Annotated in this window: 24 protein-coding genes; 20 read left to right on the top strand and 4 right to left on the bottom strand. The window is 62.4% G+C overall.

Annotated elements, in window-relative coordinates; genetic code table 11:
• Positions 1-159: 159 nt before the first annotated feature.
• The 6 genes from BMW66_RS16395 to phoB all read left to right on the top strand — a co-directional run bounded on the left by BMW66_RS16395 (position 160) and on the right by phoB (position 4,941).
• Positions 160-1,041 carry a YicC/YloC family endoribonuclease gene (locus BMW66_RS16395; RefSeq protein ID WP_093120050.1) on the top strand — a complete coding sequence of 294 codons (882 nt, stop codon included), beginning with the start codon at positions 160-162 and terminating at the stop codon, positions 1,039-1,041.
• 2 nt (positions 1,042-1,043) lie between these two features.
• Positions 1,044-1,682, top strand: coding sequence for a guanylate kinase (gene gmk / locus BMW66_RS16390; protein ID WP_093120049.1), 639 nt, complete (start codon positions 1,044-1,046; stop codon positions 1,680-1,682).
• A gap of 1 nt (position 1,683) precedes the next feature.
• Positions 1,684-2,202: a gamma carbonic anhydrase family protein gene (locus BMW66_RS16385; RefSeq protein ID WP_093120047.1), complete on the top strand. Its 519-nt coding sequence runs from the start codon at positions 1,684-1,686 to the stop codon at positions 2,200-2,202.
• 1 nt (position 2,203) lies between these two features.
• On the top strand, positions 2,204-3,247 hold the full coding sequence (locus tag BMW66_RS16380; protein ID WP_281242644.1) for an ATP-binding protein: 1,044 nt from the start codon (positions 2,204-2,206) through the stop codon (positions 3,245-3,247).
• Positions 3,248-3,513: 266 nt separating this feature from the next.
• A complete protein-coding gene (phoU, locus tag BMW66_RS16375; protein ID WP_093120046.1) occupies positions 3,514-4,236 on the top strand; it encodes a phosphate signaling complex protein PhoU in 723 nt (240 codons plus the stop codon).
• Positions 4,237-4,245: 9 nt separating this feature from the next.
• Positions 4,246-4,941, top strand: coding sequence for a phosphate regulon transcriptional regulator PhoB (phoB, locus tag BMW66_RS16370; RefSeq protein WP_425441338.1), 696 nt, complete (start codon positions 4,246-4,248; stop codon positions 4,939-4,941).
• Positions 4,942-4,987: 46 nt separating this feature from the next.
• On the opposite strand, the gene BMW66_RS16365 is transcribed toward phoB, so the two are convergent.
• Positions 4,988-5,755 (bottom strand): enoyl-CoA hydratase-related protein, encoded by a 768-nt coding sequence (locus tag BMW66_RS16365; RefSeq protein ID WP_093120045.1) that lies wholly within the window; start codon positions 5,753-5,755, stop codon positions 4,988-4,990.
• Positions 5,733-6,416 (bottom strand): TetR/AcrR family transcriptional regulator, encoded by a 684-nt coding sequence (locus BMW66_RS16360; RefSeq protein WP_093120043.1) that lies wholly within the window; start codon positions 6,414-6,416, stop codon positions 5,733-5,735. Before BMW66_RS16360 ends, BMW66_RS16365 begins: the two co-directional genes overlap by 23 nt.
• Positions 6,417-6,770: 354 nt before the next feature.
• On the opposite strand from BMW66_RS16360, the gene BMW66_RS16355 reads away from it, so the two are divergent.
• From BMW66_RS16355 to BMW66_RS16310, 10 genes are all read left to right on the top strand, one after another.
• Positions 6,771-7,832 (top strand): phosphotransferase family protein, encoded by a 1,062-nt coding sequence (locus tag BMW66_RS16355; RefSeq protein ID WP_175483279.1) that lies wholly within the window; start codon positions 6,771-6,773, stop codon positions 7,830-7,832.
• Positions 7,829-8,284, top strand: coding sequence for a hypothetical protein (locus BMW66_RS16350; RefSeq protein ID WP_093120041.1), 456 nt, complete (start codon positions 7,829-7,831; stop codon positions 8,282-8,284). The genes BMW66_RS16355 and BMW66_RS16350 overlap by 4 nt, the downstream gene beginning before the upstream one ends.
• Before the next feature lie 25 nt (positions 8,285-8,309).
• On the top strand, positions 8,310-9,920 hold the full coding sequence (locus BMW66_RS16345) for an AMP-binding protein (RefSeq protein WP_093120039.1): 1,611 nt from the start codon (positions 8,310-8,312) through the stop codon (positions 9,918-9,920).
• 12 nt (positions 9,921-9,932) lie between these two features.
• The gene (locus BMW66_RS16340; RefSeq protein WP_093120038.1) at positions 9,933-11,153 is read left to right on the top strand and encodes an acyl-CoA dehydrogenase family protein; all 1,221 of its coding nucleotides are present in this window, start codon (positions 9,933-9,935) and stop codon (positions 11,151-11,153) included.
• 27 nt (positions 11,154-11,180) lie between these two features.
• Positions 11,181-12,182 carry a DUF7064 domain-containing protein gene (locus tag BMW66_RS16335; protein ID WP_217639327.1) on the top strand — a complete coding sequence of 334 codons (1,002 nt, stop codon included), beginning with the start codon at positions 11,181-11,183 and terminating at the stop codon, positions 12,180-12,182.
• 16 nt (positions 12,183-12,198) lie between these two features.
• Positions 12,199-13,167: an ABC transporter permease gene (locus BMW66_RS16330; RefSeq protein ID WP_093120035.1), complete on the top strand. Its 969-nt coding sequence runs from the start codon at positions 12,199-12,201 to the stop codon at positions 13,165-13,167.
• A gap of 52 nt (positions 13,168-13,219) precedes the next feature.
• Positions 13,220-14,251, top strand: a complete 1,032-nt coding sequence (locus tag BMW66_RS16325) for a sugar ABC transporter substrate-binding protein (RefSeq protein WP_093120034.1) — start codon at positions 13,220-13,222, stop codon at positions 14,249-14,251.
• Positions 14,252-14,339: 88 nt separating this feature from the next.
• Positions 14,340-16,463 (top strand): ABC transporter permease, encoded by a 2,124-nt coding sequence (locus BMW66_RS16320; RefSeq protein ID WP_093120076.1) that lies wholly within the window; start codon positions 14,340-14,342, stop codon positions 16,461-16,463.
• Positions 16,460-17,545 (top strand): SMP-30/gluconolactonase/LRE family protein, encoded by a 1,086-nt coding sequence (locus BMW66_RS16315; protein WP_093120032.1) that lies wholly within the window; start codon positions 16,460-16,462, stop codon positions 17,543-17,545. The genes BMW66_RS16320 and BMW66_RS16315 overlap by 4 nt, the downstream gene beginning before the upstream one ends.
• Entirely contained in the window at positions 17,542-19,035 is a 1,494-nt protein-coding gene (locus tag BMW66_RS16310) for a sugar ABC transporter ATP-binding protein (RefSeq protein WP_093120031.1), read from the top strand. The genes BMW66_RS16315 and BMW66_RS16310 overlap by 4 nt, the downstream gene beginning before the upstream one ends.
• 156 nt (positions 19,036-19,191) lie before the next feature.
• Here the strand turns inward: BMW66_RS16310 and pobA are convergent, their stop codons facing one another.
• Both pobA and pcaQ read right to left on the bottom strand, forming a co-directional pair.
• Complete coding sequence (gene pobA / locus BMW66_RS16305; RefSeq protein ID WP_093120029.1) at positions 19,192-20,379, bottom strand: 4-hydroxybenzoate 3-monooxygenase; 1,188 nt, start codon at positions 20,377-20,379, stop codon at positions 19,192-19,194.
• A gap of 91 nt (positions 20,380-20,470) precedes the next feature.
• Complete coding sequence (gene pcaQ / locus BMW66_RS16300; protein ID WP_245729518.1) at positions 20,471-21,391, bottom strand: pca operon transcription factor PcaQ; 921 nt, start codon at positions 21,389-21,391, stop codon at positions 20,471-20,473.
• 109 nt (positions 21,392-21,500) lie between these two features.
• Between pcaQ and pcaC the strand changes: the two genes are divergently transcribed.
• From pcaC to BMW66_RS16280, 4 genes are all read left to right on the top strand, one after another.
• Positions 21,501-21,908, top strand: a complete 408-nt coding sequence (pcaC, locus tag BMW66_RS16295; RefSeq protein WP_093120028.1) for a 4-carboxymuconolactone decarboxylase — start codon at positions 21,501-21,503, stop codon at positions 21,906-21,908.
• Positions 21,909-21,923: 15 nt separating this feature from the next.
• Positions 21,924-22,652 carry a protocatechuate 3,4-dioxygenase subunit beta gene (gene pcaH, locus BMW66_RS16290; protein ID WP_093120026.1) on the top strand — a complete coding sequence of 243 codons (729 nt, stop codon included), beginning with the start codon at positions 21,924-21,926 and terminating at the stop codon, positions 22,650-22,652.
• On the top strand, positions 22,652-23,272 hold the full coding sequence (pcaG, locus tag BMW66_RS16285) for a protocatechuate 3,4-dioxygenase subunit alpha (protein ID WP_093120025.1): 621 nt from the start codon (positions 22,652-22,654) through the stop codon (positions 23,270-23,272). The genes pcaH and pcaG overlap by 1 nt, the downstream gene beginning before the upstream one ends.
• A gap of 26 nt (positions 23,273-23,298) precedes the next feature.
• A partial coding sequence (locus BMW66_RS16280) for a 3-oxoadipate:acetyl-CoA acetyltransferase (RefSeq protein WP_093120023.1) occupies positions 23,299-24,113 on the top strand: 815 nt, incomplete at its 3' end.

Here is a 24,113-nt window from a genome sequence, read left to right as displayed (position 1 = left end):
TGGGTTAATATGCCAGATTTGAACGGTATTGCGTGAAAAACCCCGGCAAATGGTTAACGCCCCTTTCGGCGCCGCCCGGCGCGGCTTGCCCGTAGACGCGATAGGCTTTAGGTCGAGAGGGCATGGAACAAGAGGGAGCCGGGCGGTGTGCTGTATTCGATGACAGGATTTGCCTCGGCAAGGGGCACGGGGCAGGGGCTGAGCTGGAGCTGGGATCTGCGCAGCGTGAACGCGCGCGGCCTTGATCTGCGGGTGCGGGTGCCCGACTGGATCGAGGGGTTGGAGCCCGCGCTGCGCGCGCGGCTTGGCAAGGCGCTCTCACGCGGGTCGGTCACGCTGTCGCTGCGTCTGGGGCGTGACGAGGGCGCAGGCGGCGCGGCCACGATCAACCCCGCGGCGCTTGACGCGATGCTTCTGGCCGTTCGGCAGACGGAGGCGCGCGCGGCGGCGCAGGGCGTGACGCTGGCACCCACGCGGGCGGCCGATATTCTGGCATTACGCGGCGTGATGGAGGCCGATGGCGGGGAGACCGACGCGGCGGCCCTGCGCGCGCAGCTTCTGGAAGAGCTTGAGCCGCTTCTGGCGGCCTTCGTGGAAAATCGTCGGCGCGAGGGGATCGCCCTTGAAACCGTGCTGTCGCAGCAAGTGACGCGGATCGCGGAACTGACCGAGCAGGCCGCCCAAGCCGCCGAGGAGCGGCGCGCGGAGATGCAGGGCGCGTTGCGCGCAAACCTTGCGCGGGTGATGGAAAACACCGACGGCATGGAGCCGGACCGCGTGGCACAGGAGCTGGCGCTGATCGCGGTCAAGGCCGATGTGACCGAGGAGATCGACCGCCTGCGCGCGCATGTGGACGCCGCGCGCGACCTGTTGGAAAAAGGCAGTCCGGCGGGGCGCAAGCTCGATTTCCTGATGCAGGAGTTCAACCGCGAGGCCAATACGCTATGCGCCAAGGCGCAGGCGGCGGCGCTCACGTCGGTGGGGCTGGAGCTGAAGGTCGTGATCGACCAGATGCGCGAACAGGTTCAGAACGTGGAATAGACATGACCCAGCGACGCGGCCTTCTCATCATTCTCAGCTCACCCTCGGGCGCGGGCAAATCGACACTGTCCCGGCGGCTTCTGACGTGGGATCCGACGCTGAGCTTTTCGGTGTCGGCCACGACGCGCGCGCCGCGCGCCAGCGAGGTGGACGGGACCGACTATCATTTCCTGACCGAAGAGCAGTTCAAGCGCGATGTCTCCGAAGGCGGGATGCTGGAACATGCGCATGTGTTCGGCCATTTCTATGGCTCCCCCAAGGCGCCGGTGCAGGCCGCGATCGAGGACGGGCGCGATGTCGTGTTTGACATCGACTGGCAGGGCGCGCAGCAGATCGTCAATTCGGAACTGGGGGCGCATACGCTGTCGATCTTCATCCTGCCGCCGTCCATCGCGGAGCTGCGGCGGCGGCTGGTGAACCGGGGGCAGGACAGCGAAGAGGTGATCGCCAAGCGGATGCAGAAAAGCTGGGACGAGATCAGCCATTGGGGCAGCTACGATTTCGTGCTGGTCAATGATGAGTTGGACCGGACCGAGGCGCAGCTTCGCACCATCGTGGAGGCGACGCGGATGCGCCGGAGCCAGCAGCCCTGGCTGACAGATCATGTGCGCCGGTTGCAGGCGGAATTCGAGGAGGAGTGAGATGCTGTATCGTCTGGACGGGGTCGCCCCGGAGATTGCCGAGGATACATGGGTGGCACCGGACGCCAATGTGATCGGGCGCGTGGTGCTGGAGGCCGGAGCGTCGGTGTGGTTCGGATCGACGCTGCGCGGCGACACCGAGGAAATCCGCATCGGCGCGGGATCCAACGTGCAGGAAAACACCGTGATGCACACCGACATCGGCTATCCGCTTATCGTGGGGCCGGGCTGCACCATCGGGCACAAGGTGATGCTGCACGGCTGCGTGATCGGGCAAAACAGCCTGATCGGCATGGGGGCGACGGTGCTCAATGGCGCAAGGATCGGGCGGAACTGCCTGATCGGGGCCGGGGCGCTGATCACCGAGGGTAAGGAGATCCCCGACGGCAGCCTTGTGATGGGCGCGCCGGGCAAGGTGGTGCGCACGCTTGACGCGACGGCCATCGAGGGCCTGCGCCAGAGTGCCCTGCATTACCAGGACAACATGCGCCGGTTCCGCGCGGGGCTGGAGCCTGTCTGAGGTGGGGCAGGAGGGTCCGCTTCGCGCCTGTCTGGATGCGATTCCGATGCCGGCGCTTTTCGTCGGGCGCGATCTGCGGATCGTGGCGGCCAACAGCCGGGCGGTGGAGCTTGCGCCCCGCGCGGCGGAGCACGTGCCGCTGGTGATGGTGTTCCGGCAGCCACCGCTGACGCAGGCGATCGAGGACTGCCTGCGCAGCGCCACCCCGCAGCAGGCGCGCTATGTCCATACCGAGGGGCCGCACGAGAGCCGCTATGACGTGCGCTGCGCCTATGTGCCCGGTGACGGGTTCGAGGGGGTTCTGGCCTGTTTCGAGGATGTCACGCAGCTTCGCCAGACCGATCAGATCCGGCGTGATTTCGTCGCCAACGTGAGCCATGAGCTGCGCACGCCGCTGACCGCGCTTCTGGGCTATATCGAGACGCTTCAGGGCCCGGCGCGCGAGGATGCGGCGGCGCGGGAACGGTTTCTGACCTCGATGCAGGCGGAGGCGCAGCGGATGAACCGGCTGGTGGGCGATCTTCTGTCGCTGAGCCGGGTGGAGGACGAGGCGCGGATGCGCCCGACCGACCGGGTGGACGTGGCAGCGGTGGCGGGTCAGGCGGTGCGGCGGATGATGCCGCTGGCGCAGGAGGGCGGCGTGACGCTCGCCGCGGAGATGCCGGAAGAGGGGATGGTTCTGCCGGGAGATCACGATCAGCTTTTGCAGGTGTTCACCAACCTGATCGAGAACGCCATCAAGTACGGCGGGCGGGGCGCTGACGTCACGGTGAGCGCCGGGCCGGTGGACCGCGATCCCTATCTGCGCAAGCCGGCGGTGCGCATTGATGTGCGCGACACCGGCGCGGGGTTCGATCCGCTGCATATTCCGCGCCTGACGGAGCGATTCTACCGCGTCGATTCGCACCGCTCGCGCGAAAAGGGGGGCACCGGGCTTGGCCTTGCGATCGTGAAGCACATCGTCAACCGCCATCGCGGGCGGCTTCGGATCGAGAGCGCCCCCGGACAAGGCAGCCTTTTCTCGGTGATCCTGCCGCGGGAATAGAGTTTTTTGCGTGAAATGTTCGCCCCGGCCCGCCATCTGTCATACAGATGTTACGTCCTTGTCACAGGAACGGGACGCAGAATGAACGCGCAGCCGGCATGGGGCCGGTTCCGGAAAAAATCAGGAGTTCATCGCGTGTCCGAAGAGCTGATATCCTCTGGAACGGCCCACAAGGGCCGGGCCGCGCGGACCCGACGCGCCGGGGTATTGCCGCCGGGCGCGCATCGAAATCATTTCACAGGCCCTATCGGGCAAGGATTCATGTCATGACCGACTCTCATATCGTATCCGCGTTTGACCGTGACCTGGAGAAAATCCAGGCGCATATCATGAAGATGGGCGGGCTTGTGGAGTCCGCGATCCTCGATGCGTCCAAATCGCTCAAGACCCGGGATGAAGAACTGGCCGAGAAGGTGCGCCGGGACGACAAGGCGATTGACGAGCTTGAAGAGCTGATCAACGAAGACGCCGCATCGCTTATCGCCCGGCGCTCGCCCACGGCGGGCGATCTGCGTCTTGTGCTGTCGGTTCTGAAGATCGCGGGCAACCTTGAGCGCATCGGAGACTATGCCAAGAACATGGCCAAGCGCACGACGGTGCTCATGCATCTGTCCACGGTGGAGGGCGCGCGCGGGTCGCTGCGCCGGATGGCGCGCGAGGTGCAGCTTATGCTCAAGGATGCGCTGGACGCCTATATTCAGCGCGATGTGGAGCTGGCGCGTGAAATACTTCAGCGCGATCGCGAGATCGACCAGATGTATAACGCGCTGTTCCGCGAGTTCCTGACCTTCATGATGGAGGACCCGCGCTATATCACGCCATGCATGCATCTGCATTTCATCGCGAAGAACACGGAGCGCATGGGCGATCACGTCACCAATATCGCCGAGCAGGTGATCTATCTCGTCACCGGGGAGATGCCCGAGGACAGTCGCCCGAAGGACGATCTGACCTCGCGCGATCCAGAGCTTGGCATGATCAAGGAGTAAGACGGGGGCATGGCAGTGAGCAGCGAACACCCAACGGTCCTTGTGGTGGAGGATGAACCGGCGCAGCGCGAGGTTCTGTATTACAACCTGCAGGCCGAAGGCTTCGAGGTCGTCACCGCGGCCGATGGCGACGAGGCGCTCTTGCTGGTGGAGGAGGAAGCGCCCGACATCATCGTCCTCGACTGGATGTTGCCGGGTATCTCGGGGATCGAGATCTGCCGGCAGCTCAAGACCCGGTCAGAGACACGCGGGATTCCCGTGATCATGCTCTCGGCCCGCTCTGAAGAGGTGGACCGGGTGCGCGGGTTGGAGACCGGCGCCGACGACTACGTGATCAAGCCGTATTCGGTTCTCGAACTGATGGCGCGGGTGCGCAATCAGCTTCGGCGGGTGCGGCCCGCGACGGTCGGCCAGCGCCTTCAGTATGACGACATCGTACTGGACGCCGAAACCCACCGGGTGACGCGCGGCGATCATCCGCTCAAGCTCGGCCCGACGGAGTTCAGGCTTCTGACAACATTCATGGAAAAGCCGGGCCGCGTCTGGAGCCGCGAGCAGCTTCTTGATCGGGTCTGGGGACGCGATATCTATGTCGACAGCCGCACGGTGGACGTGCATATCGGGCGGCTGCGCAAGGCATTGTGCCAGCATGGCGGGGATGACCCGCTTCGGACGGTGCGCGGCGCGGGCTATGCGCTGGGGTGATATGTGACGGGCAGGGCGGCGATCCACCCCGGCCCCGGTTGCATCCTCAGCCGGCTTTCTTGCTTGCCACGAAGCGTTCGATGGCGCTGCGCATCTCATCGGTGCGGCCCAGAATGCCCTGCTCAAGGCTTTCCCCGTCCAGCATGGCGCTCAGGTCCGATTCGGAGGCGGCGGTGATCAGCCGCTTGGTCGCTGCCACAGACGCCGGAGCCCGTGCGGCGAGGCTTTCGGCGATGGCGCCGGCCTCGTCCAGGAGCGCCTCGTCTTCGGTCACGCGCCAGACAAGGCCCCAGCGTTCGGCCTCCTGCGCGGTGATCCGGTCGCCCAGAAGCATCGCGCCACTGGCACGGATCCGGCCCGCCAGCCGGGTCATGAAGATCGTGTTACCCGCATCCGGCACGAGCCCCAGCCCTATGAACGGTTCGTAGAAGAACGCCGACCGACCGGCCAGAACGATGTCAGCGGCCAGAGCGACGCCGACCGAGGCGCCGGCGCAGGGGCCGTTGACCGCCGCGATGATCGGCAACCGCGATTGCCGCATCTTGCGGACCAGCGGATTGAAATGCGCGTCGAGCACGGTGTCGAGTTCGGGCGTGCGCGACATGTCGATCGCGGGAAGATCGTATCCGGCGCCGAAGCCGCGCCCCGCCCCCGTCAGGATGACCGCACGCACGGAGGGGTCGTCCTCCACCTCGCTCAGTCCCTGCTTGAGTTCATCGGCGGTCTGATCGCGCATGGCGTTGAGCTTGTCAGGGCGGTTGATGGTCAGCCGGGCGATGCCCCCCGACACCTCAATGGCTACGTCTTGCAGCATGGTCGTCTTCCCCTTTGATCAAGCCCTCGGGCTGTTTGAACAGTCCGCCCACCACGAAATCCATGTAGGCGTCTATGACATGGTCCGGCGGCTCCACCACCTTGCCGTCGCGCATGCAGAAATGGCCGCTGATGTAGTCGCGCGAGGCCATCAGCATCCGCACGAAAACCGACAGTTTGGCAGGGTCCGTGACCCGCAGATGTCCGCGCCGCATTTCAAATCGCATGGCGCGCTCGTAGCTGGCGGTTTGCATTTCAACATGCTTCTGAAACCCGATTCGGGTGTGGAATTCGCCTTCGTGCAACATGGTGAACAAATGCGGGGTCTGGCGCAGGAATTCGAAGAATCCGGTGATCCGGGCCCGCTCCCGGGCGATGGGATCGTCGGGCGCCGCCATCACCTTTTCGCGGACGTGTTCGAGCAATTCGAGACTGATCATCGGCAGCAGTTGCTCAAGAAGATTCTGACGTGATTCAAAGTAGTTATAGAAGGTGCCTTGCGCGATTCCGGCGCGATCGGCGATCCGCGCGATACTGGCCCCGGCATAGCCGTATTCGCCCACCGCCTCGATCGAGGCTTCGAGAATCTTCGCGCGTGTCGCCTCGGCGCGTTGCGCGCGGTTGAGGCGCTTGTGCGGGCGCGGGTCGTTCAGAGGTGGCATCCGGTCAGGACTCCCTCGGCGTCGGCGGTGTTTTCAGCATAGGGCGCCTTGATAGGCCAGTTCAGAAACCGGGTCAATCTGCATGAGTCGTGAATCATTGCTCATTTTATGGTTGTCAGACGGCAATTCCTGTTACTATAGTCGAACTACTAATGAGACATGCTCAGCTTCTCATGCTTGGTGATAGTGGAATATACGCAGGTTTTCGAAGCCTCTAATAAAGTCCATTCACTTGCATGCGGAAGGCGCTTCGATCTCGCGTCCTGGGGAGGAATGCAACGTGACATCATGCTTTTGGACCTGCGTTGAGTGGTCGGCGGGCCTGCGGGACACCGGTCCTGGATGGGAGGACACATGAGCAGCCCCGCGGTGGCCGGACAGGACACGCCGGTGTTCGACCCCTACGATAGCGATACTGTGCGCGCGCAGTTGCTGGCCTTTCTGGGCGAGGAGACAGGTGCGCGGGTCGAGGTCAGAAACCTGACGCGGTTCACCGTGGGGTTTTCATGGGTCACCTATGGGTTTCGTGCCGCGTGGAATGGCCAGAGCCGTGATCTGATCCTGCGAATCGGCCCGCCGCGAGGCATTTTCGCCCCCTATCTGGCACGGCCCGAGTTCGTGACTCTCAAGACCCTGAGGCAGGCGGGAATGAAGGTGCCCGATGTCTATTGGTATGACGATAGCGGCCGGGTCTTCGGCGCGCCCTTCTTCATCTGCGAGTGGGTGGCGGGCGACGTGCCGATCCCGTGGACAGAGGACGGCAAGCCCGCCTTCGACGAAGGCGCACGCCGCACGCTCGGGGCGCAGTTCTTCGACATTCTCGCGGATCTGCACAATTTCGACTGGCGCACCACCGAAGTGGCGGAGCTGGACGCGGGCGTGACCCCCGAGACCGCGGCAACCGGGCAGATCGACGCGTGGGTGTCGCGGATGCGCGGCTGGTCTGAGGTGCGGTATCCGATGCTGGAATGGGCGGCGGCGTGGTTTCACGATCATGCGCCCGTCGCGCAGCGGGTCAGCATCGTGCACGGCGATTTCCGGATCGGCAACTTTCTGGAGACCGATGGGCAGATACAGGCCTTTCTCGATTGGGAGCTGGTGCATTTGGGCGATCCGCTGGAGGATCTGGGCTGGACCTGTATGCGCGCATGGCGCGGGCGGTCCGAATATATGTGCCACCTTCTGACGCGCGACGCGTTGCTTGAGCGGTATTGCGCGCGCACCGGCCTTGAGGTCACGCTTCGCGATCTGGCGTACTGGGAAGCCTTCGGCACGTTCAAGCTCGCGATCATGCATCTGGCGGCCTTCCACTGTTTCGAGAAACGCGGCTTCAACGACATGCGCATGGCCGGGATGGGGGCGCAGATCCCGCGTATGCTGTTGCAGGTGGAAAAGGCATTGGAGGAGGCGCAATGAAACCGTCAGTTGTCCGCTTGATCGAGGGAATCGTCACGACGTTGCGCGATGATATCGTCCCTCATGTGTCCGACCCCTATGCCCGCGGGCAGGCGGTCGGGGTGATCGATCTGCTGAACAATTTCGGCGACCGGCTGGAATGGGACGCCGAACAGGTTGCGAAAAGCCTCGACGCCAAGCGACGGGCGCTGGCCGAGGCGAAGGCGCTGGCGGCCGGAGAGGTGCCGCCCGAACCGGAAGCGACCGAGCCTGTCGCCGTCCGGGACCTTCTGGCGCAATGCCACGATATCGACAGCGAGATCTCCGACCGTCTGATCGAATGGTCGCGTCTGGAGGGGGACGCGGTCAGGGCGGCCGGCGAGAGGCTTCGCCGGCACATGCACGACGAGTTGGAAGAAGAGATGAAGATGACCAAACGACCCCTGTTTGCCGAGATCGCCAAGGGCGGCTGAAGACAAAGAGGATTGGGGGGACACCATGACCGACCATATTGATCCGCGCCTGCCTGCGCCCGAAGCCTGCGTTCAGCGGTATTTGCTGGAGCGCAACGCCGAGGCGCAGCCCGACAAGATCTTCGCGCGCTTTGCCGATGGCGAAACATGGAGCTATGCGCGCACGCTGGAGCATACGATCCGAACGGCCCATGCCTTGCAGGCGCTTGGTGTCGCGCAGGACGAGCGGGTGCTGGTCTGGTTGCCGAACTGCGCCGATGCCATCCGGGTCTGGTTCGCGCTGAACTACCTTGGCGCCGTGTTCGTTCCGATGAACATCGCCTATCGGGGCGGTCTTCTGAGCCATGCGGTGACCCTGTCGGAGGCGCGGCTGGCGATCGTTCATGCCGAGCTGGCGCCGCATCTGCAGGGGGTGGAGACCGGGCAACTCAGCGATGTGGTGGTGCTCAGGGGGGACGCGCCCGATCTGGGCGGGCTGGCGGTGCATCCGGCCACGGCCCTGGACAGCGACGAGACCGCGCCGATTGCGCTGGACCGGCCGCTGATGCCATGGGATCTTCAGTCGATCATCTTCACGTCGGGCACGACGGGGCCGTCCAAGGGGGTGCTGTCGTCCTATTTCCATCTGCACCAGATGGCCGACTCGGCGCCGTTTCTCGATAGCGACGACCGCTACATGATCAACCTGCCCATCTATCACAGCGGCGGGGTGATGCCGGTCACGGCGATGCTGATCCACGGCGGGTCCATCGCGATGATCGAGAGCTTCAAGACCGAAACCTTCTGGCAGACGGTGCGCGAGGCGCAGATCACGACGACGATCATCCTCGGGGTGATGGGTAATTTTCTGTTGAAGCAACCACAGAGCGCGGATGACCGCGATCACAGCCTGCGCAGTTGCACCTATGTGCCGCTGAACGCCTCGGCGATGGAGTTTCACGAGCGGTTCGGCACCGACGTGCACACTCATTTCAACATGACGGAGGTGTCCATGCCGCTGGTGTCGCCTCCGAACCCGACGGCCCTTGGCAGCGCGGGACGGCCCCGGCCCGGCATCGAGGTGCGGATCGTCGATGAGAATGACTGTGAACTGCCGCCGGGCGAGATGGGCGAGCTTGTGGTGCGCACCGATTGCCCTTGGGCGATCAGCCACGGATACGCGGCCAACCCGCAGGCGACGGCGGACGCATGGCGGAACGGGTGGTTTCACACCGGCGACGGGTTCAAGCGCGACGAAGAGGGCAATTTCTATTTCTGCGACCGGCTGAAGGACGCGATCCGGCGCCGGGGCGAGAATATCTCGTCCTTCGAGGTCGAAAGCGAGATCGCCGGGCATCCCGCCGTGCGCGAGGCGGCGGCGGTTGCTGTCAGGAGCGAGGAGGCCGAGGACGAGGTTCTCGCCGTGATAGCGATGCGCCCGGGCGAGACGCTGGAGCCGGCCGCGCTCATCGAGTTTCTGCGGCCACGCATGGCGCATTTCATGATCCCGCGCTTCGTGCGTTTCGTGGACGAACTGCCGCGCACGCCGACCGCGAAGATCAAGAAGGTCGAGTTGAGGGAAGAGGGCATCACCGCGGACACATGGGACCGCGAGAAGGCCGGGATCGTGGTCAAGAGAGACACAATCAGCACCTGAAAGGTGAAACGGATGTTTGCGGAACTGGACGACAAGACCAAGGCGCTGAAAGAGACGCTGACCGAGTTCATGGGGGCGTATGTCTATCCCAACGAGGCGGAGCTTCTTGACGAGTCGCGGCAGGAGGGTCGCTGGGCGCATAGCGCGCTGCAACGCGACCTTCAGGCCAAAGCGCGTGAGCAAGGGCTGTGGAACCTGTTCTACAATCACGGACCCGAGGGGCAGGGGCTGTCGAACTATCAATACACGCATCTGTGCGAAACGCTTGGCCGATCCCTCGCGGGGCCGGAGATCTTCAACTGCAACGCGCCAGACGTGGGCAACATGGAGATCCTGTCGGTTTACGGCACGGACGCGCAGAAGGAGCGGTGGCTCAAGCCGCTTCTGAACGCCGAGATCCGGTCGTGCTTCGCGATGACCGAGCCGCAGGTCGCCTCTTCGGACGCGACGAACATCGAAACGCGCATTGAACGCGATGGCGATGAATATGTCGTTACCGGCCGCAAATGGTGGACGACCGGGGCGATGGCCGATGCCTGCAAGGTCGCCATCGTGATGGGCAAGAGTGACCCCGATGCCCCCAAGCACAAGCAGCAATCCATGATCCTTGTGCCGATGGACAGCCCCGGCGTGACGGTGACGCGCCCGCTGGCGGTTTACGGGTTTCAGCATCCGCCGCTGGGCCATGCAGAGGTGGTTTTCGACAAGGTGCGGGTGCCGACGGACGCGATGCTTCTGGGCGAAGGCAGGGGGTTCGAGATTGCGCAGGGGCGGCTTGGCCCCGGGCGCATCCATCACTGCATGCGGTTCATCGGCCTGGCCGAGCGCGCCATGGAGGCGATGTGCGCAAGAGCCGGCGCGCGCACCGCGTTCGGCAACCGCCTGTCGGAGATGGGCGGCGTGCGGCAGGTGATCGGGCAATGCCGCACCGAGTTGGAGGCAGCGCGCCTCATGACACTCAAGGCGGCGTGGTCGATGGACCGGCTGGGCAACAAGGCGGCGCGGCACGACATCGCCATGGCGAAGATCTTCGTGCCGACCGTCACCGGCCAGATCATCGACCGGGCCATTCAGGTCCATGGCGGCAGCGGGCTGAGCGAGGATTTCTTTCTGGCGATGGCCTTTGCCGAGACCCGGTTCCTGCGGATCGGCGACGGACCGGACGAGGTGCACCGCGAGGCGCTTGCACGGACGGAACTTGCGCGCGGTGGCGCCACGGACAATGCGGCCTGAGCGGCCCGAGAAAAAGGAGCGATAGTGATGAGCAACTTCCTGATGCGCCGCGAGGACGAATACAATCACGCCCCCGATCCGGTGCCGAATTTCAACGAAAGCGTCTATTCCAACGGGTTCGATTTCAGGCAAAGGGTCGGCGGCTGGATGCGTCTTGGCAACCGGGTGAACGAGGGCCGGGCGGAGCTCTCGGTCTGTCTCTACTTGCCCGACGGCCGGGTCGCCTGCCAGTTTCAGCGGCCACGGATCGAGCACAACAATGCCTTCGATGCGGGCGGTCTGTCCTATGAGGTGATCGAGCCGTTCAAGTCCATTCGGATGCAGTACGAGGGCGATCTGCTCATCGTGGACAATCCCGACGACCTGCGCGAGCCACAGCGGCTTTTCGCGGAGGGGCCGCGTTTGCCGGGGCGGGTGGATTTCACGCATGTGGCGTCGTCCCCAATCCACGGGGGCGAGCCGACCGACGATGTCACGCCGACGATGTACGGGCGTGATTTCTCACGCGGGCATTTCAACCAGCATGGCAAGGTCGATGGCGTGATCGAGGTCGGCGCCGAACGCTGGCAGATCGACGGGCGCGGCTGGCGCGATCATTCATGGGGGCCGCGATACTGGCAGGCGATCTACTACTACCGGCTGTTCATAGCCAACTTCGAGGATGGCGACGGATTCATGCTGCTGCGGATCACCGACGAGGCCGGAAAGACCCGGCGTCTGGGCGTTCTGCTCGTGGATGGTGAATACGAGGAGGTTACCGATCTCAACGTGATCACCGACTGGACCGACAAGCATGACCCGCATCGTGTCAGGCTCAGCGTTGCGACGGACAAGCGCAAGGCGTTGATCGACGCCGAGGTGCTGACCCTCGCGCCGCTGCGAAACCGCCGTCAGGTCGATGGCGAGACGCTGATTTCACGGATCGCCGAAGGGTACTCGAAGTTCACCTGGGACGGCCGCGAGGGGTTCGGGATGACCGAATACATCGAGCGCGTCGAAGATGGCCAGATGGTCGGATACCCGCTGTGACATTGGAGAGAGCACCATGCTGAACCGGCTCAATCAGGAACGGATCGTCCTTCTCATCTCGGTGATCCTGTTCATCGGCTTCTCGGTCGGGCTCGACGGTTTTCTGAGCGGCGGCAATATCCTGTCGCTGGTGCAGAACGTGTCGATCCTCGGGATTCTGGGGACGGGAATGGCGATCGGGGTCATCGGGCGCGGAATCGATCTGTCGATGGTGTCCACCATGGTGATTTCCGTCGCGTGGATGCTTGTGATGGTGAACGACGGCACGAACCTCTGGGTGGCGTTCGGTCTCGCCCTCGGGTTTGCGGTTGTGATCGGTCTGATCAACGGGGTTCTGATCGCCTATGTCGAGATCCCGGCGATCTTCGCCACGCTCGCCATGGGCGTTGCCATCTACGGCTTTGGAAAATCGTTCCTTGTCGGAACGGACGTCGTCTATCTGCCGCAGGGCGAAAGCTGGTTCTATCAGATCGGCAGCGGTCGCTTTCTCGGTATTCCGAATCCGGTCATCGCCTTCGCGCTGGTCGCGCTGATCGTGCATGTCTTCCTGCAATTCAGCAAATACGGCCGCTACAACTACGCCATCGGCGACAACCTGTGGACCGCGCGCATCACGGGGATACCAGTGCGGCCGGTGATGATGCTTCAATATGTGCTGATCGCGGTCATCGCGCTTTTGGCCGGGGTGGTGATCGCCACGTCGGTGTCGAGCATGAACACGCGGCTGGCGCTGTCGACGCAGGTGTATGACGTGATCCTTGTCGTGGTTCTGGGTGGGATCGGCCTTTCGGGAGGGAAGGGCGGTGTCCGCAATGTGATCGTCGGCACGCTGCTGATCGGAATCCTGCTCAACGGGATGACGATCCTAAACCTGAGCTACACGGCGCAGAACATTTTCAAGAGCATAATCCTTCTGGCGGCCATCGTGATCGACACGATGCTGAACCCGAGGGACGAGCAAACCGCGCAGCACGGAGATATCTGACCGCTTCGCGGACAACAGCAGGGACAGAAACTGTCCAATCAGGGAGAAGAGAATGAGACTTAGAACAACTTTCAAGACGGTGGTGACTGCGGCGACGCTTGGCCTGACCGGGCTTGCCGGGAGCGCGATGGCCGAACCCTTCGATGATGGCCAGTCAAAAGACTACTACGCGGCGTTGAAGGGCAAGAAGGTCGGGTTTGTGCCCCTGTCCATGGGGTTCGACCTGACAGAAGGGTGGAATGCCGGCTTGCAGAACCAGGCGGACGCCCTGGGCTATGAAGTGATGGTGCGCGATCCGAACTGGAACACCGAAGCCGGGGCGCAGGCCGCCAATGGCTTCATCGCCGAAAAGCCGGATGTCCTCATCCTGCATCCTCTTGACATGCAAGCCTACAACCGGATCGTTCAAAAGGCGATGCGGGCCGGGATCAACGTCATTCAGATCAACCTGAAGTCTGTGACCAACGGCGATGTCTATGTCGGAACCGACTGGTACGAAATGGGCGTCAAACAGGCCGAAGCGGTCGTCAATGCCTGCGGCGAGGGATCGGGGCGCAACGGCAAGGTTGCCTTTGTCCAGGGCATGCTGGCCAATCCGACAGCAACGATCGCGGGACAGGCCGTCAACGATGTCTTCTCGGCGCATCCCGAGATCGAGCTTGTCGCCACGCAGGCGGCGGATTTCGATTCCTCCAAGGCGCAGGCCATCACGTCGACCATTCTCAAGCAGCATCCGGACCTTTGCGGTATTCTGGGCATCTGGGATGGGCAGGACATCGGCACAGCCGCAGCGATCCGCGAAGCCGGACTTGAAGATCAGGTGTTCCTCGTGAGTTCGGGCGGAGGCAATCAGGCGGCGGCCTGCGACAATATCGAGAACGGCAACTTCGACGCCTACTACAGCTATGACGTGCCCGGACAGGCGCGTGATCTCAATTCGGCGCTGAAGATCCTGTTGCAGACCGACCCGGAGCCCGGATCGGCGCCTTTCGCGCTCTACACGCCCCTGAAGTACATCACGAAGGAGAACATGACACCCTCTTCGTGCTGGACCCTGGAAGAGCTGAAGGCCCACGGCGGCTGATAGCAATCGAGACCACGGGGCGCGCGTTCGCGGGCCCCGTGACCGCCCGGATTCAAGCCGGGCCGGGGCAACTTATGGAGTTATGGACATGGCCGCATCCGAGACCTGGGCAAAATGGCGTTACCGTTTGGTGCCGGATCACGCGCTTGGCGAGATTCTCAGCAAGAACTGGATCGATACGCTGATCCCGGCCTTCATTCTGGTGCTGGTCCTGATCTTCTTCGGCACGCAGATGCCCAATTTCCTGTCGGCAGCCAATCTCAACGATATCGGGCGGATCTACGGGGAATACCTCTTTATCGCGATCGGCATGACGATCGTAATGATGGCGGGCGGAATCGATCTTTCTGTGGGCTCGATCTTTGCCTTGTGCAACTTCGTCTCGCTTGCCCTGATCAACTATCTTGAGCTTCCGCTGATCCTCGGGATTCCGGCGGTTATCGCGGTTGGCGGGGCGGTCGGGCTGATCAATGGCATCCTGATCGGGTATCTTGGTTTGCGCGCCTTTCTGACGACCCTGGTCATGCTGATCATCGTGCGGGCAAGCGTGGATATGCTTCTACTTGATTACGCCATGATCATCGGCCGGGGGTTCAATGCCTCGCTGGCGTGGGAGTTCATGGCGCTTGGCAATATATTCGGGATTCCGTCAAGCCTTGTCGCCGTGGTCGTCGTTGCCGTTGCCGCGCATCTGGTTCTGACACGCTTTCGGTTCGGCTGGCATCTGATGGCGGTCGGAGGGTCGCGCAGGTCGGCCTATAACGCGGGCATCCGCGTCAAGCGGACCGTCTGTGCCACCTATGTCATCTCCGGGATGTTGTGTGGACTGGCCTCGACCTTTTACGCCGCGCGGCTTTCGAGCGCGAGCGCCGGCGTCGGCCTCGGGCTCGAGGTGACGATCCTGACCGCCGTCGTGCTGGGCGGGATCAGCCTTGGGGGCGGGCGCGGCTCCATCGTCAAGGCGGCCCTCGGAACGGTCATCATCATTCTGGTGCAAAACAGCCTGATCCGCATGGGGCTCATGAGCGGAGCCAGTTCACTTGTTCTGGGCTCTGTGCTTCTGCTCGCGGTGGCCATCGACGTGCGCTGGATGAAAAACCGCAGCAAGATCCTTGCACGGTCCTATGTCTCGCCGACCTATTTCAAGCTGCCGCCGCTTCCCGAGACGGCAATAGGGTCGGACTCTCCCTATGCGCTCAACGACAAGCTGCGCGGTGTGGAGGCGATCGGGCTTGGTGAACTGGACGGTCCCGAGGACATGATCTTCGACCGCGAGGACAACATGTATTGCGGCAGCCGGCATGGCGACGTGATCCGGATCTTCGCCCCCGACTACACCCGGATCGAGGTCTTTGCCCATATCGGCGGTCATCCGCTGGGCATGGCCTTCGACGCAAGGGACAATCTGCATGTCTGCGTTGGCGGGATGGGGTTGTTCATGATTGCCCCCGATCAGACGGTGACCAAGCTCTCGGACGAAACCAATCGAAGCTGGTTGTCCATCGCCGACGATTCACGGTTGCGGCTGGCGGATGACCTCGACATCGCACCGGATGGCCGCGTGTTCTTCAGCGAGGCGACGGTACGCTACGAGATGTATGACTGGATGGTCGATGCGCTCGAAGCACGCGGCAACGGGCGGATCATCTGCTATGATCCCAAGGACGGCTCCTCGCGGACCGTGCTGCCGAACTTGCAGCTTCCAAACGGGATTTGCGTCGAGTTCGAGGGGCAATCGCTGCTCTATGCCGAAACATGGGGCTGCCGGATCACCCGCTATTGGTTCGACGGTCCCAGAAAGGGGCAGCGCGACGTCGTGATCGCCAACCTGCCGGGATACCCGGATAACATCAACCGTGCCTCTGACGGCACCTACTGGTGCGCGCTTTGCGGAATGCGCTCGCCCGTGTTCGACCTTGCCCAGCGGATGCCCGGTTTCCGGCGCCGGATGGTGCAGAGCGTGTCGCGGGACGACTGGCTTTATCCGAACATGAACACCGGCTGCGTGATCAAGTTCGACAAGGACGGGAACGTTCTTGACGTGCTCTGGGATCTGGGCGGCGAGGCGCATCCGATGATTACCTCGATCCGCGAGCACAAGGGATACCTGTATCTGGGCGGCATCTACAACAACCGGATCGGGCGCTATCCGATCCCCGATGCCGACCCGAACTGGACCTCTCACGATTCTTATTGGGGAGAGCTGACATGATCGCCTTCTTTCAGCGAAAGCTCGACAAGATTCGCGGCAGTGGGGACGCGGCTGTAACGGTGCCGTCGATGGATGGGGCACTGCGCCCCAACCAGCTTGTCGAGGAGGCGGAGCCGATCTGCCGCACCGAGCAGCCCGACATGATTTGTGAATGCGGCGGGGAAATCCTGTTCTCGACGGGAAATCAGGTTTGCGCCCTGTCGGACGGTCGAGAGCGGTATGCCTTTGATACAACGGTATCTGCGCTGGCGGCCGGGTCGGACGGGGCGTTGGCGGTCGGGTTGGCGAATGACGGGATCAGACTGATCGGCGGGCCGCACGACGGAAAAGATCTGGCGGCAATGCTCGGACGCACGCTGAACTGTCCCGTTGCCTTGTTGTTTGACGGGGCCGACACACTTTTTGTTGCCAACGGCTCTGAGAATTTCAGTCCCAATGACTGGAAGCATGATTTGATGTCACGAGGACAAACAGGGAGCGTCTGGCGCATTGATCTGGCGGCGGGGTCCGCAGAACGGCTGATGGGTGATCTGGCCTGGCCCTTTGGTCTGGGCCTTGGCGCGGACGGGTTGGTCATCACGGAAAGCTGGCGTCACCGGGTACTGCATCGCACGAGGGATGGGGGGGTCAAGACACCGCTATGGGATTTGCCGGGGTATCCCGCGCGGATTTCGCCCGCGTCAGGGGGCGGCTGGTGGCTGGCAGTCTTCGCCCCGCGCAATCCGCTTATCGAATTCATCCTGCGGGAGCCGGGCTTTCGCGAGCGAATGATCGAAGAGATCGACCCCGACTACTGGGCTGCGCCGTCGCTGGAGGCGTCAACGACATTCCTGCAACCGTTACAGGGCGGGGCGCAGGTGCATCTCGGCGTGGTCAAACCGTGGGCGCCGAGCCAGTCCTACGGGTTGGTGATCCGGCTGGATGAGATGTTTCGTCCCGTCGCCAGCCAGCACAGCCGCGCCGACGGAAAGCGGCACGGGATTACGTCCGTGGCAGAGGTCGACGGACAGTTACTGGCCGCATCCAAGGGCGGCAATCTGGTCTTGCGCCTGATGCAAGACAGGGGGGTGGTTCAGACATGAGTGCACTGATTGAAATGAAAAACGTCACCAAGGAGTATCGTGGCGTTCCGGCGATCACCGACGTGGATTTCGAGCTTGAGGAAGGCAAGGTTCACGCGCTTCTGGGCGAGAACGGAGCGGGGAAGTCCACCCTGACGAAAATGATGTGCGGCGTCACGCAAAGAACCCGGGGCGAGATGCTGATGAATGGCCAGCCCGTCGATTTCCAGACCCCGGCCGAGGCCCTCGACAACGGGGTGGCGATGGTCTTTCAGGAAACAAGCCTCGTGCCATCGATGACCGTTGCTCAGAACCTGTATCTGGGCGACGAAAAGCTGTTCAACCGCATACGAAGCCTGAATATCTCGGCGCAGACGTTTCTCCAGTCGCTGAATTTCAACGTTAACCCGACCACGATGGTCGGCGCGCTGGGTGCGGCGCACAAACAGATGGTCGAAATAGCCCGGGCCGTGCGCAAGAATGTTCAGGTCATTATCTTCGATGAACCGACCGCGGCTCTGACCCCGGAAGAGAAACACCACTTCTTTTCACTCGTGGAGCGTCTCAAGGAGAGGGGCGTGTCGATCATTTTCATCAGCCATGCCCTTGAGGAAGCGCTGCAAATTGCCGATCTGATCACGGTGCTGCGCGATGGTGCGCTGATCGAGACCGGACCCGTCGAGACATTCGACCGCGAGCGGATCGTGCGCGCCATGGTGGGCCGCACGCTCGAATCGTCCAGCCATGGGGCGCACCGCAATTCCAACCGTGTCGGACAGGCCAAGGTCCTCAGCCTGCAAAACGTGTCCATGGGAACGATCGTGAAAAACACATCGTTTTCAATCTATGCGGGGCAGGTGACCGGAATGTTCGGATTGATCGGATCGGGGCGCACGGAGACGGCCAAGATCATCGCCGGGGTGGTCAAGCGGAATTTCCTTAACGGCGGAGAGATACGCTTGCACGACAGATCTGTAAGGTACCGTGTTCCGCGCGAGGCGGTGCGCGACGGTATTGTCTATGTCACCGAGGACCGCAAGGCCGAGGGCTTCTTCGAAACCATGTCGATCTCCGAAAATCTGAACATGGGCCGACTTGCGGCCGGTCTCAGCCAAGGTGTGGTTGTGACCCGAAGCGAGATGAAGGCGCTGGCCGATGAATGGACCTCATCGCTGAACATCCGGGCAATCGACACCGACGCGAGGGTAATCGAACTGTCCGGAGGCAATCAGCAAAAGGTCGTGATCGCCAAGTCTCTGGTCCAGAAGCCGGAAATCGTCATATTCGATGAACCCACGCGCGGGGTGGACGTCGGGGCGATCGCGGAGATCCATGAGTTGATCAACCGGCTTGCCGACGAGGGTATGGCGGTGGTGGTGATTTCGTCTTATCTGCCCGAAATCTTCAGCATTTCGGATCGTATTCTGGTTTGCCGGGCAGGTCGTGTGGTCGAGGAGTTCGATCCCTTGGATGCAGATGAGGAAAGGGTCATGTTTGCCGCGGTTCACTGAACTGCGCCGGACGGGGTCGGATCAAGGGCCAATGCTGGTGCATGAGGGGTTGGCGGTCCCATGCCCATTATTCGCATAATCAGTATTATGTTAATATTTCATACGAGTTAGATATCAATGGGTTGGTAAGTTCAGCTCATCCACCGCATGAATTCGCTAGTATGGCAGACCGACGTAATTCTGCGCAAAGACCTTTTGTGCATCCCGGCTGTCGCGCAGGAAATCAAGTTCCGCTCTCTGCATCTTGAGGTCAAACTCGGTCTGTGACGGGAAGCGGTGCAGCAGGTTGGTCGTGTTCCAGCTGAACCGTTCGGCCTTCCAGACGCGAGCCAGCGCACGTTCGGAATAGCGATCGATCCCGTCGCTGTCGCCATCCTCATAGAACTGACGCAGACCTGTGTAGAGATAGTGTACATCTGAGGCGGCGGTATTGAGCCCCTTGGCCCCTGTCGGTGGCACGATATGGGCCGCGTCACCGCAGAGAAACAGCCGGCCCCAGCGCATCGGCTCTGTCACGAAGGATCGCAGCGGTGCGATTGATTTCTCAACGGATGGTCCGGTCACGAGTCGGTCGGCATCTTCTTCGGGAATGCGGCGTTTCAGTTCGTCCCAGAACATGCGGTCGGTCCAGTCGTCCGGACTGTCGTTCAGGGCGCATTGAATGTAGTAGCGGCTGAGACTGGCGTTGCGCATCGAACAGAGCGCGAAGCCGCGGGTCGAATTGGCATAGATCAGCTCTTCGTGGACAGGCGGCGTTTCCGACAAAACACCAAGCCAGCCAAAGGGATAGGTCTTTTCGTATTCGTGGCGCACCGAGAGTGGTATGGCCTGACGGCTGACACCGTGGAACCCGTCGCAACCGGCGATAAAATCGCAATCGATCCGGTGGTTCGTTCCGTTTTTCTCATAGGTCAGATACGGCGCAGACCCGTTGGCATCGTGAATTTGCACGTCATCGACGTTGAAGTCGATGGCGCCGCCCATCTTCTCACGCGCCTCATACAGATCGCGCGTCACTTCGGTTTGACCATAGACGACGACATCTGTCCCGGTATGTTCGCGAAAGTTGACGCGGAATTTCCTGTTGTCATAGGCAATCATCGTGCCTTCGTGAATGAAGCACTCGCGGTCCATGCGCTCTGCGATCCCGGCCTCGCGCATCAGCCCGACAAAACCGCTTTCGAGGATACCGGCGCGGATGCGGGCCAGAACATGCTCTTTGGAGCGGCGCTCGATCACGATGGAATCGATTCCCCGCCGGTGAAGCAGTTGAGACAGCAGAAGCCCGGACGGGCCACCGCCGATGATGGCCACTTGTGTGCGGCGTCGTTGAGCGGTGCTCATCTTCTGACCTCCTGATCTGTGCAGGAGATTACCATAACCACCAGCATTGAAAATTGAGATTCTGGCAGATATTCATGAGCCGAGGGTTATGTCAGTTGGTAACCTGATGCAGATCACTTGCCGCAACGGCGCGCAGGCAGTCGGTGAGTGTCTTGCGCTCTATCATGGGCTGAGCATCTTCGCGCTGGCTGATTCCGACGGGTCCGGCGAGTATCGGCGCCTTCATCTTCAACGTGCGAAGCCTGCCGTTGCCAAGTTCGTCTGACACCACACCGCGCGAGATGAACCAGATCGCATCCGAGCCGACGAGCGTCCGGCGTCCGAACGCCAGAGAGACGGTTTCGAACATCGGGGCCGGGTCCCCAGCCCCGATGCTGGTCAGGAAGCCGCGCACGGTGGGCCGGATCACCGCCCCGCGCGGCGGCAGAATAAGTGGATATGTCAGAAGCTGATCGGCATCCACGTCACCGTGCAGCGGATGATCGGCGCGCACCACAGCCACCACATCTTCGAGGTAGAGTTGTTCGAAAGACAATCCGGCCATGAGATCGGGCTCCGCCATCCGCCCGACAACAAGATCGAGCGTGCCTTCCCGCAGTTGCGATAGCAAAAGCCAGTTCGGCCCGGTCTGCACCCGTAGAACACAACCGGGATGGGCCTCATGAAAGGCCAGCGCCGCGCGGGGGGCCAGTTCCGTGGCGGCGGTCGGCAAAGCCCCGAGTGACAACCGGCTCTGACCGAAATGCGCGCCGCGCACCGTGTTCTGGGCGCGCTCAAGTTCTGCCATGCCAACGCCCGCGAACTGTTGAAACGCGCGGCCTGCGGCATTCAGCCGCAGGCCGCGCCCGCTACGGTCGAAAAGCCACTGACCGAGGATGTCTTCCAGTTCCCGCAACGTCTTGGAGACGGCTGGCTGTGTTACGGCGAGCCGGTCAGCCGCCGCCACGAGCGAGCCCGCGCGCGCGATTTCGAGAAAACAGGCGATATGACGAAGTCGAAGGCGGGGGTCCATGGACATAACCATACGGTAATGTGAAATAGCGGAAAACTCAATTTCATTCGCCTTTGGTTATGATAGCCTCTGCGCAAGCGAAGGAGGTCGCCCAGTAAGGAGATCGCCCATGAGTGAGAGATACGCGACTGGTATGAAGGTGCGGCGCCGGATTCTTGGCGAGGGTCACGTTGTGCGCGCGGAAGAGGCCAAGACCGATTTCGACGCCCCGTTTCAGGAGCTGATTACCGAGGCTGCCTGGGGCACCGTCTGGGCAAGTGACGGAATCGATTTGCGCGAACGCTCCATGCTGACGCTTGCGATCCTCGCGGCGATGGGGAACTTCGAGGAAATACCAATGCACATTCGCGCCACCGCCCGAACAGGGGCAAGCAAGCGCGACGTGCTGGAGACGTTTCAGCATGTGGCCATCTATGCCGGTGTGCCGCGCGCCAATCAGGCGCTGAAACTGGCCAAGGCCACCTATGACGAGATGGAGCGGGCACAGGCCCCGGAAATGCGCGCAGCCGATAGCTGAGAGGAGACAGACAACATGCCGAAGCCCGGCGAATTCTATCAGCGCGACCGGATGTGGCACCCCCCTGCCCTGACGCGCGATTACAAGACATCGGTGGCGCGCTCGCCGCAGTATGCGCTTCTCAGTCTGGACAACACCGTGTCGGAGATCACCGGCCCGGTTTTCGGGCACAATGACATCGACCCGATCGACAACGATCTGATCCTGAATTACGCGCAGTCTGGCGAAATGCCGATCGGAGAACGGATCATCGTGCATGGCCGCGTTCTGGACGAGAACGCGCGCCCCGTGCCAAACACGCTTGTCGAGATATGGCAGGCCAATGCGGGCGGGCGGTATCGGCACCGCAAGGATACCTATCTTGCACCCATTGATCCCAATTTCGGGGGCTGCGGGCGCACGTTGACCGATGCGGACGGGTACTATCATTTCCGGACGATCAAGCCCGGTGCCTATCCCTGGCGCAACTGGAGGAATGACTGGCGCCCGGCGCATGTTCATTTTTCGGTATTCGGAAGCGGGTTCGCGCAGCGGCTGATCACGCAGATGTATTTCGAGGGCGATCCGCTGATCGCGCGCTGCCCGATCGCCAACACGATCCCCGGCCCGGCCGCGCTGGAGCAGTTGATCGCGCCGCTCGATCACAAGGCGACCGTGCCGTTCGACAGCATCGCCTACAAGTTCGACATCGTGCTGCGCGGGCGTCGGTCCACGCTGTTCGAAAACCGACCGGAGGGGAACTGATGGCGCAACCGCTTGATTATCTCAGGGAAACGCCGTCGCAGACCGCCGGGCCCTATGTCCATATCGGGCTGGCCCCCGGGGCGGCGGGATTTGACATCTATCGCGAGGAACTGGGCTGGGACATCGCCGGTCCCAACGCAGCGGGAGAGCGTATTCGTGTCGAGGGGCTGGTGATCGACGGCACCGGAAGCCCCGTCAAGGATGTGCTTCTTGAGGCGTGGCAGGCCAATGCCGCCGGCATCTATGCCCATCCCGAACACGCCGGAGAGGTTGAGCAGGGGTTTCGCGGCTGGGGCCGCGTGATCACCGACTTCGACACGGGCGAATGGGCCTTCGACACGATCAAGCCGGGGCCTGTCACCGATTTCAACGGTGGTGTCATGGCGCCGCACATCAACCTCTGGATCGTGGCGCGCGGTATCAATCTTGGCCTGCACACGCGGCTTTATTTCGGCGACGAGGCCGAGGCGAATGCCGCCGATCCCGTCATTCGTTCGATCGAGTGGGAAAACCGGCGCGAAACGCTTGTCGCGCACCGGTCAGAGCGGGATGCCGGGGCAGTCTATCGCTTCGATATCCGCTTGCAGGGCGAGGGTGAAACCGTGTTCTTCGATATTTGACTGCTGGTGCGCGCGGAGGAGACGACATGAGCAAACCCTGCATCATCTGTGTTGCCATCACCGGTTCGCTGCCCCGCAAGGAGGACAACCCCGCTGTGCCGATCACTGTCGAAGAGCAGATCGAAAGCACGCAGGAGGCCTTTGAGGCGGGGGCGAGTATCTGCCATACGCATGTTCGCAATGACGATCAGACGCCGACAGCGGACCCGGAGAAGTTCGCGCGGCTGATGGAGGGGCTGAAGACGCATTGCCCCGGCATGATCATTCAGCTGTCCACGGGCGGGCGCACCGGGGCGGGCAAGACGCGGGGCGGGATGCTTGCGCTGCGCCCTGACATGGCGTCGCTTTCGGTCGGATCGAACAATTTTCCAACGCGCGTGTATGAAAATCCCCCCGACCTGGTGGATTGGCTCGCCGCTGAAATGCGCAAACACGAGGTGACGCCCGAGGTCGAAGCCTTCGATCTGAGCCACATTCTTCAGGCCATCCGCATGCATGGCGAAGGCGCGCTTTTCGGCAGGCTCTACGTGCAGTTCGTGATGGGGGTGAAGAACGCCATGCCCGCGGATCGCGACGTGTTCGACTTCTATGTGCGGATGATGCGCGAGCGTGCGCCAGAGGCGGAATGGTGCGCGGCCGGAATCGGTGCCAACCAGATCGTGGTGAACGAATGGGCGATTGCCGCGGGTGGTCATACGCGCACCGGGCTGGAGGACAACGTGCGCCTTGATCGCGACACGCTCGCGCCCTCCAACGCGGCGCTGGTGCAACGGGCGGCGGCGCTTTGCGAGACATACGAACGCCCGGTGGCCAGTCCCGCGCAGGCGCGCGAGATACTGGG

Source organism: Salinihabitans flavidus (genome assembly GCF_900110425.1).
Classification (GTDB): domain Bacteria; phylum Pseudomonadota; class Alphaproteobacteria; order Rhodobacterales; family Rhodobacteraceae; genus Salinihabitans; species Salinihabitans flavidus.
This window is presented reverse-complemented; position numbering and strand designations above follow the sequence as displayed.

Coding starts and splice junctions, on each gene's coding strand:
- BMW66_RS16345 (WP_093120039.1), top strand. CDS start 8,310: ATGACCGACCATATTGATCCGCGCCTGCCTGCGCCCGAAGCCTGCGTT.
- BMW66_RS16360 (WP_093120043.1), bottom strand. CDS start 6,416: ATGCCACCTCTGAACGACCCGCGCCCGCACAAGCGCCTCAACCGCGCG.
- BMW66_RS16330 (WP_093120035.1), top strand. CDS start 12,199: ATGCTGAACCGGCTCAATCAGGAACGGATCGTCCTTCTCATCTCGGTG.
- pcaH (WP_093120026.1), top strand. CDS start 21,924: ATGCCGAAGCCCGGCGAATTCTATCAGCGCGACCGGATGTGGCACCCC.
- pcaG (WP_093120025.1), top strand. CDS start 22,652: ATGGCGCAACCGCTTGATTATCTCAGGGAAACGCCGTCGCAGACCGCC.
- BMW66_RS16325 (WP_093120034.1), top strand. CDS start 13,220: ATGAGACTTAGAACAACTTTCAAGACGGTGGTGACTGCGGCGACGCTT.
- BMW66_RS16340 (WP_093120038.1), top strand. CDS start 9,933: ATGTTTGCGGAACTGGACGACAAGACCAAGGCGCTGAAAGAGACGCTG.
- phoB (WP_425441338.1), top strand. CDS start 4,246: ATGGCAGTGAGCAGCGAACACCCAACGGTCCTTGTGGTGGAGGATGAA.
- BMW66_RS16355 (WP_175483279.1), top strand. CDS start 6,771: ATGAGCAGCCCCGCGGTGGCCGGACAGGACACGCCGGTGTTCGACCCC.
- BMW66_RS16320 (WP_093120076.1), top strand. CDS start 14,340: ATGGCCGCATCCGAGACCTGGGCAAAATGGCGTTACCGTTTGGTGCCG.
- BMW66_RS16315 (WP_093120032.1), top strand. CDS start 16,460: ATGATCGCCTTCTTTCAGCGAAAGCTCGACAAGATTCGCGGCAGTGGG.
- gmk (WP_093120049.1), top strand. CDS start 1,044: ATGACCCAGCGACGCGGCCTTCTCATCATTCTCAGCTCACCCTCGGGC.
- phoU (WP_093120046.1), top strand. CDS start 3,514: ATGACCGACTCTCATATCGTATCCGCGTTTGACCGTGACCTGGAGAAA.
- pcaQ (WP_245729518.1), bottom strand. CDS start 21,391: ATGGACCCCCGCCTTCGACTTCGTCATATCGCCTGTTTTCTCGAAATC.
- BMW66_RS16310 (WP_093120031.1), top strand. CDS start 17,542: ATGAGTGCACTGATTGAAATGAAAAACGTCACCAAGGAGTATCGTGGC.
- pobA (WP_093120029.1), bottom strand. CDS start 20,379: ATGAGCACCGCTCAACGACGCCGCACACAAGTGGCCATCATCGGCGGT.
- BMW66_RS16350 (WP_093120041.1), top strand. CDS start 7,829: ATGAAACCGTCAGTTGTCCGCTTGATCGAGGGAATCGTCACGACGTTG.
- pcaC (WP_093120028.1), top strand. CDS start 21,501: ATGAGTGAGAGATACGCGACTGGTATGAAGGTGCGGCGCCGGATTCTT.
- BMW66_RS16365 (WP_093120045.1), bottom strand. CDS start 5,755: ATGCTGCAAGACGTAGCCATTGAGGTGTCGGGGGGCATCGCCCGGCTG.
- BMW66_RS16385 (WP_093120047.1), top strand. CDS start 1,684: ATGCTGTATCGTCTGGACGGGGTCGCCCCGGAGATTGCCGAGGATACA.
- BMW66_RS16395 (WP_093120050.1), top strand. CDS start 160: ATGACAGGATTTGCCTCGGCAAGGGGCACGGGGCAGGGGCTGAGCTGG.
- BMW66_RS16335 (WP_217639327.1), top strand. CDS start 11,181: ATGAGCAACTTCCTGATGCGCCGCGAGGACGAATACAATCACGCCCCC.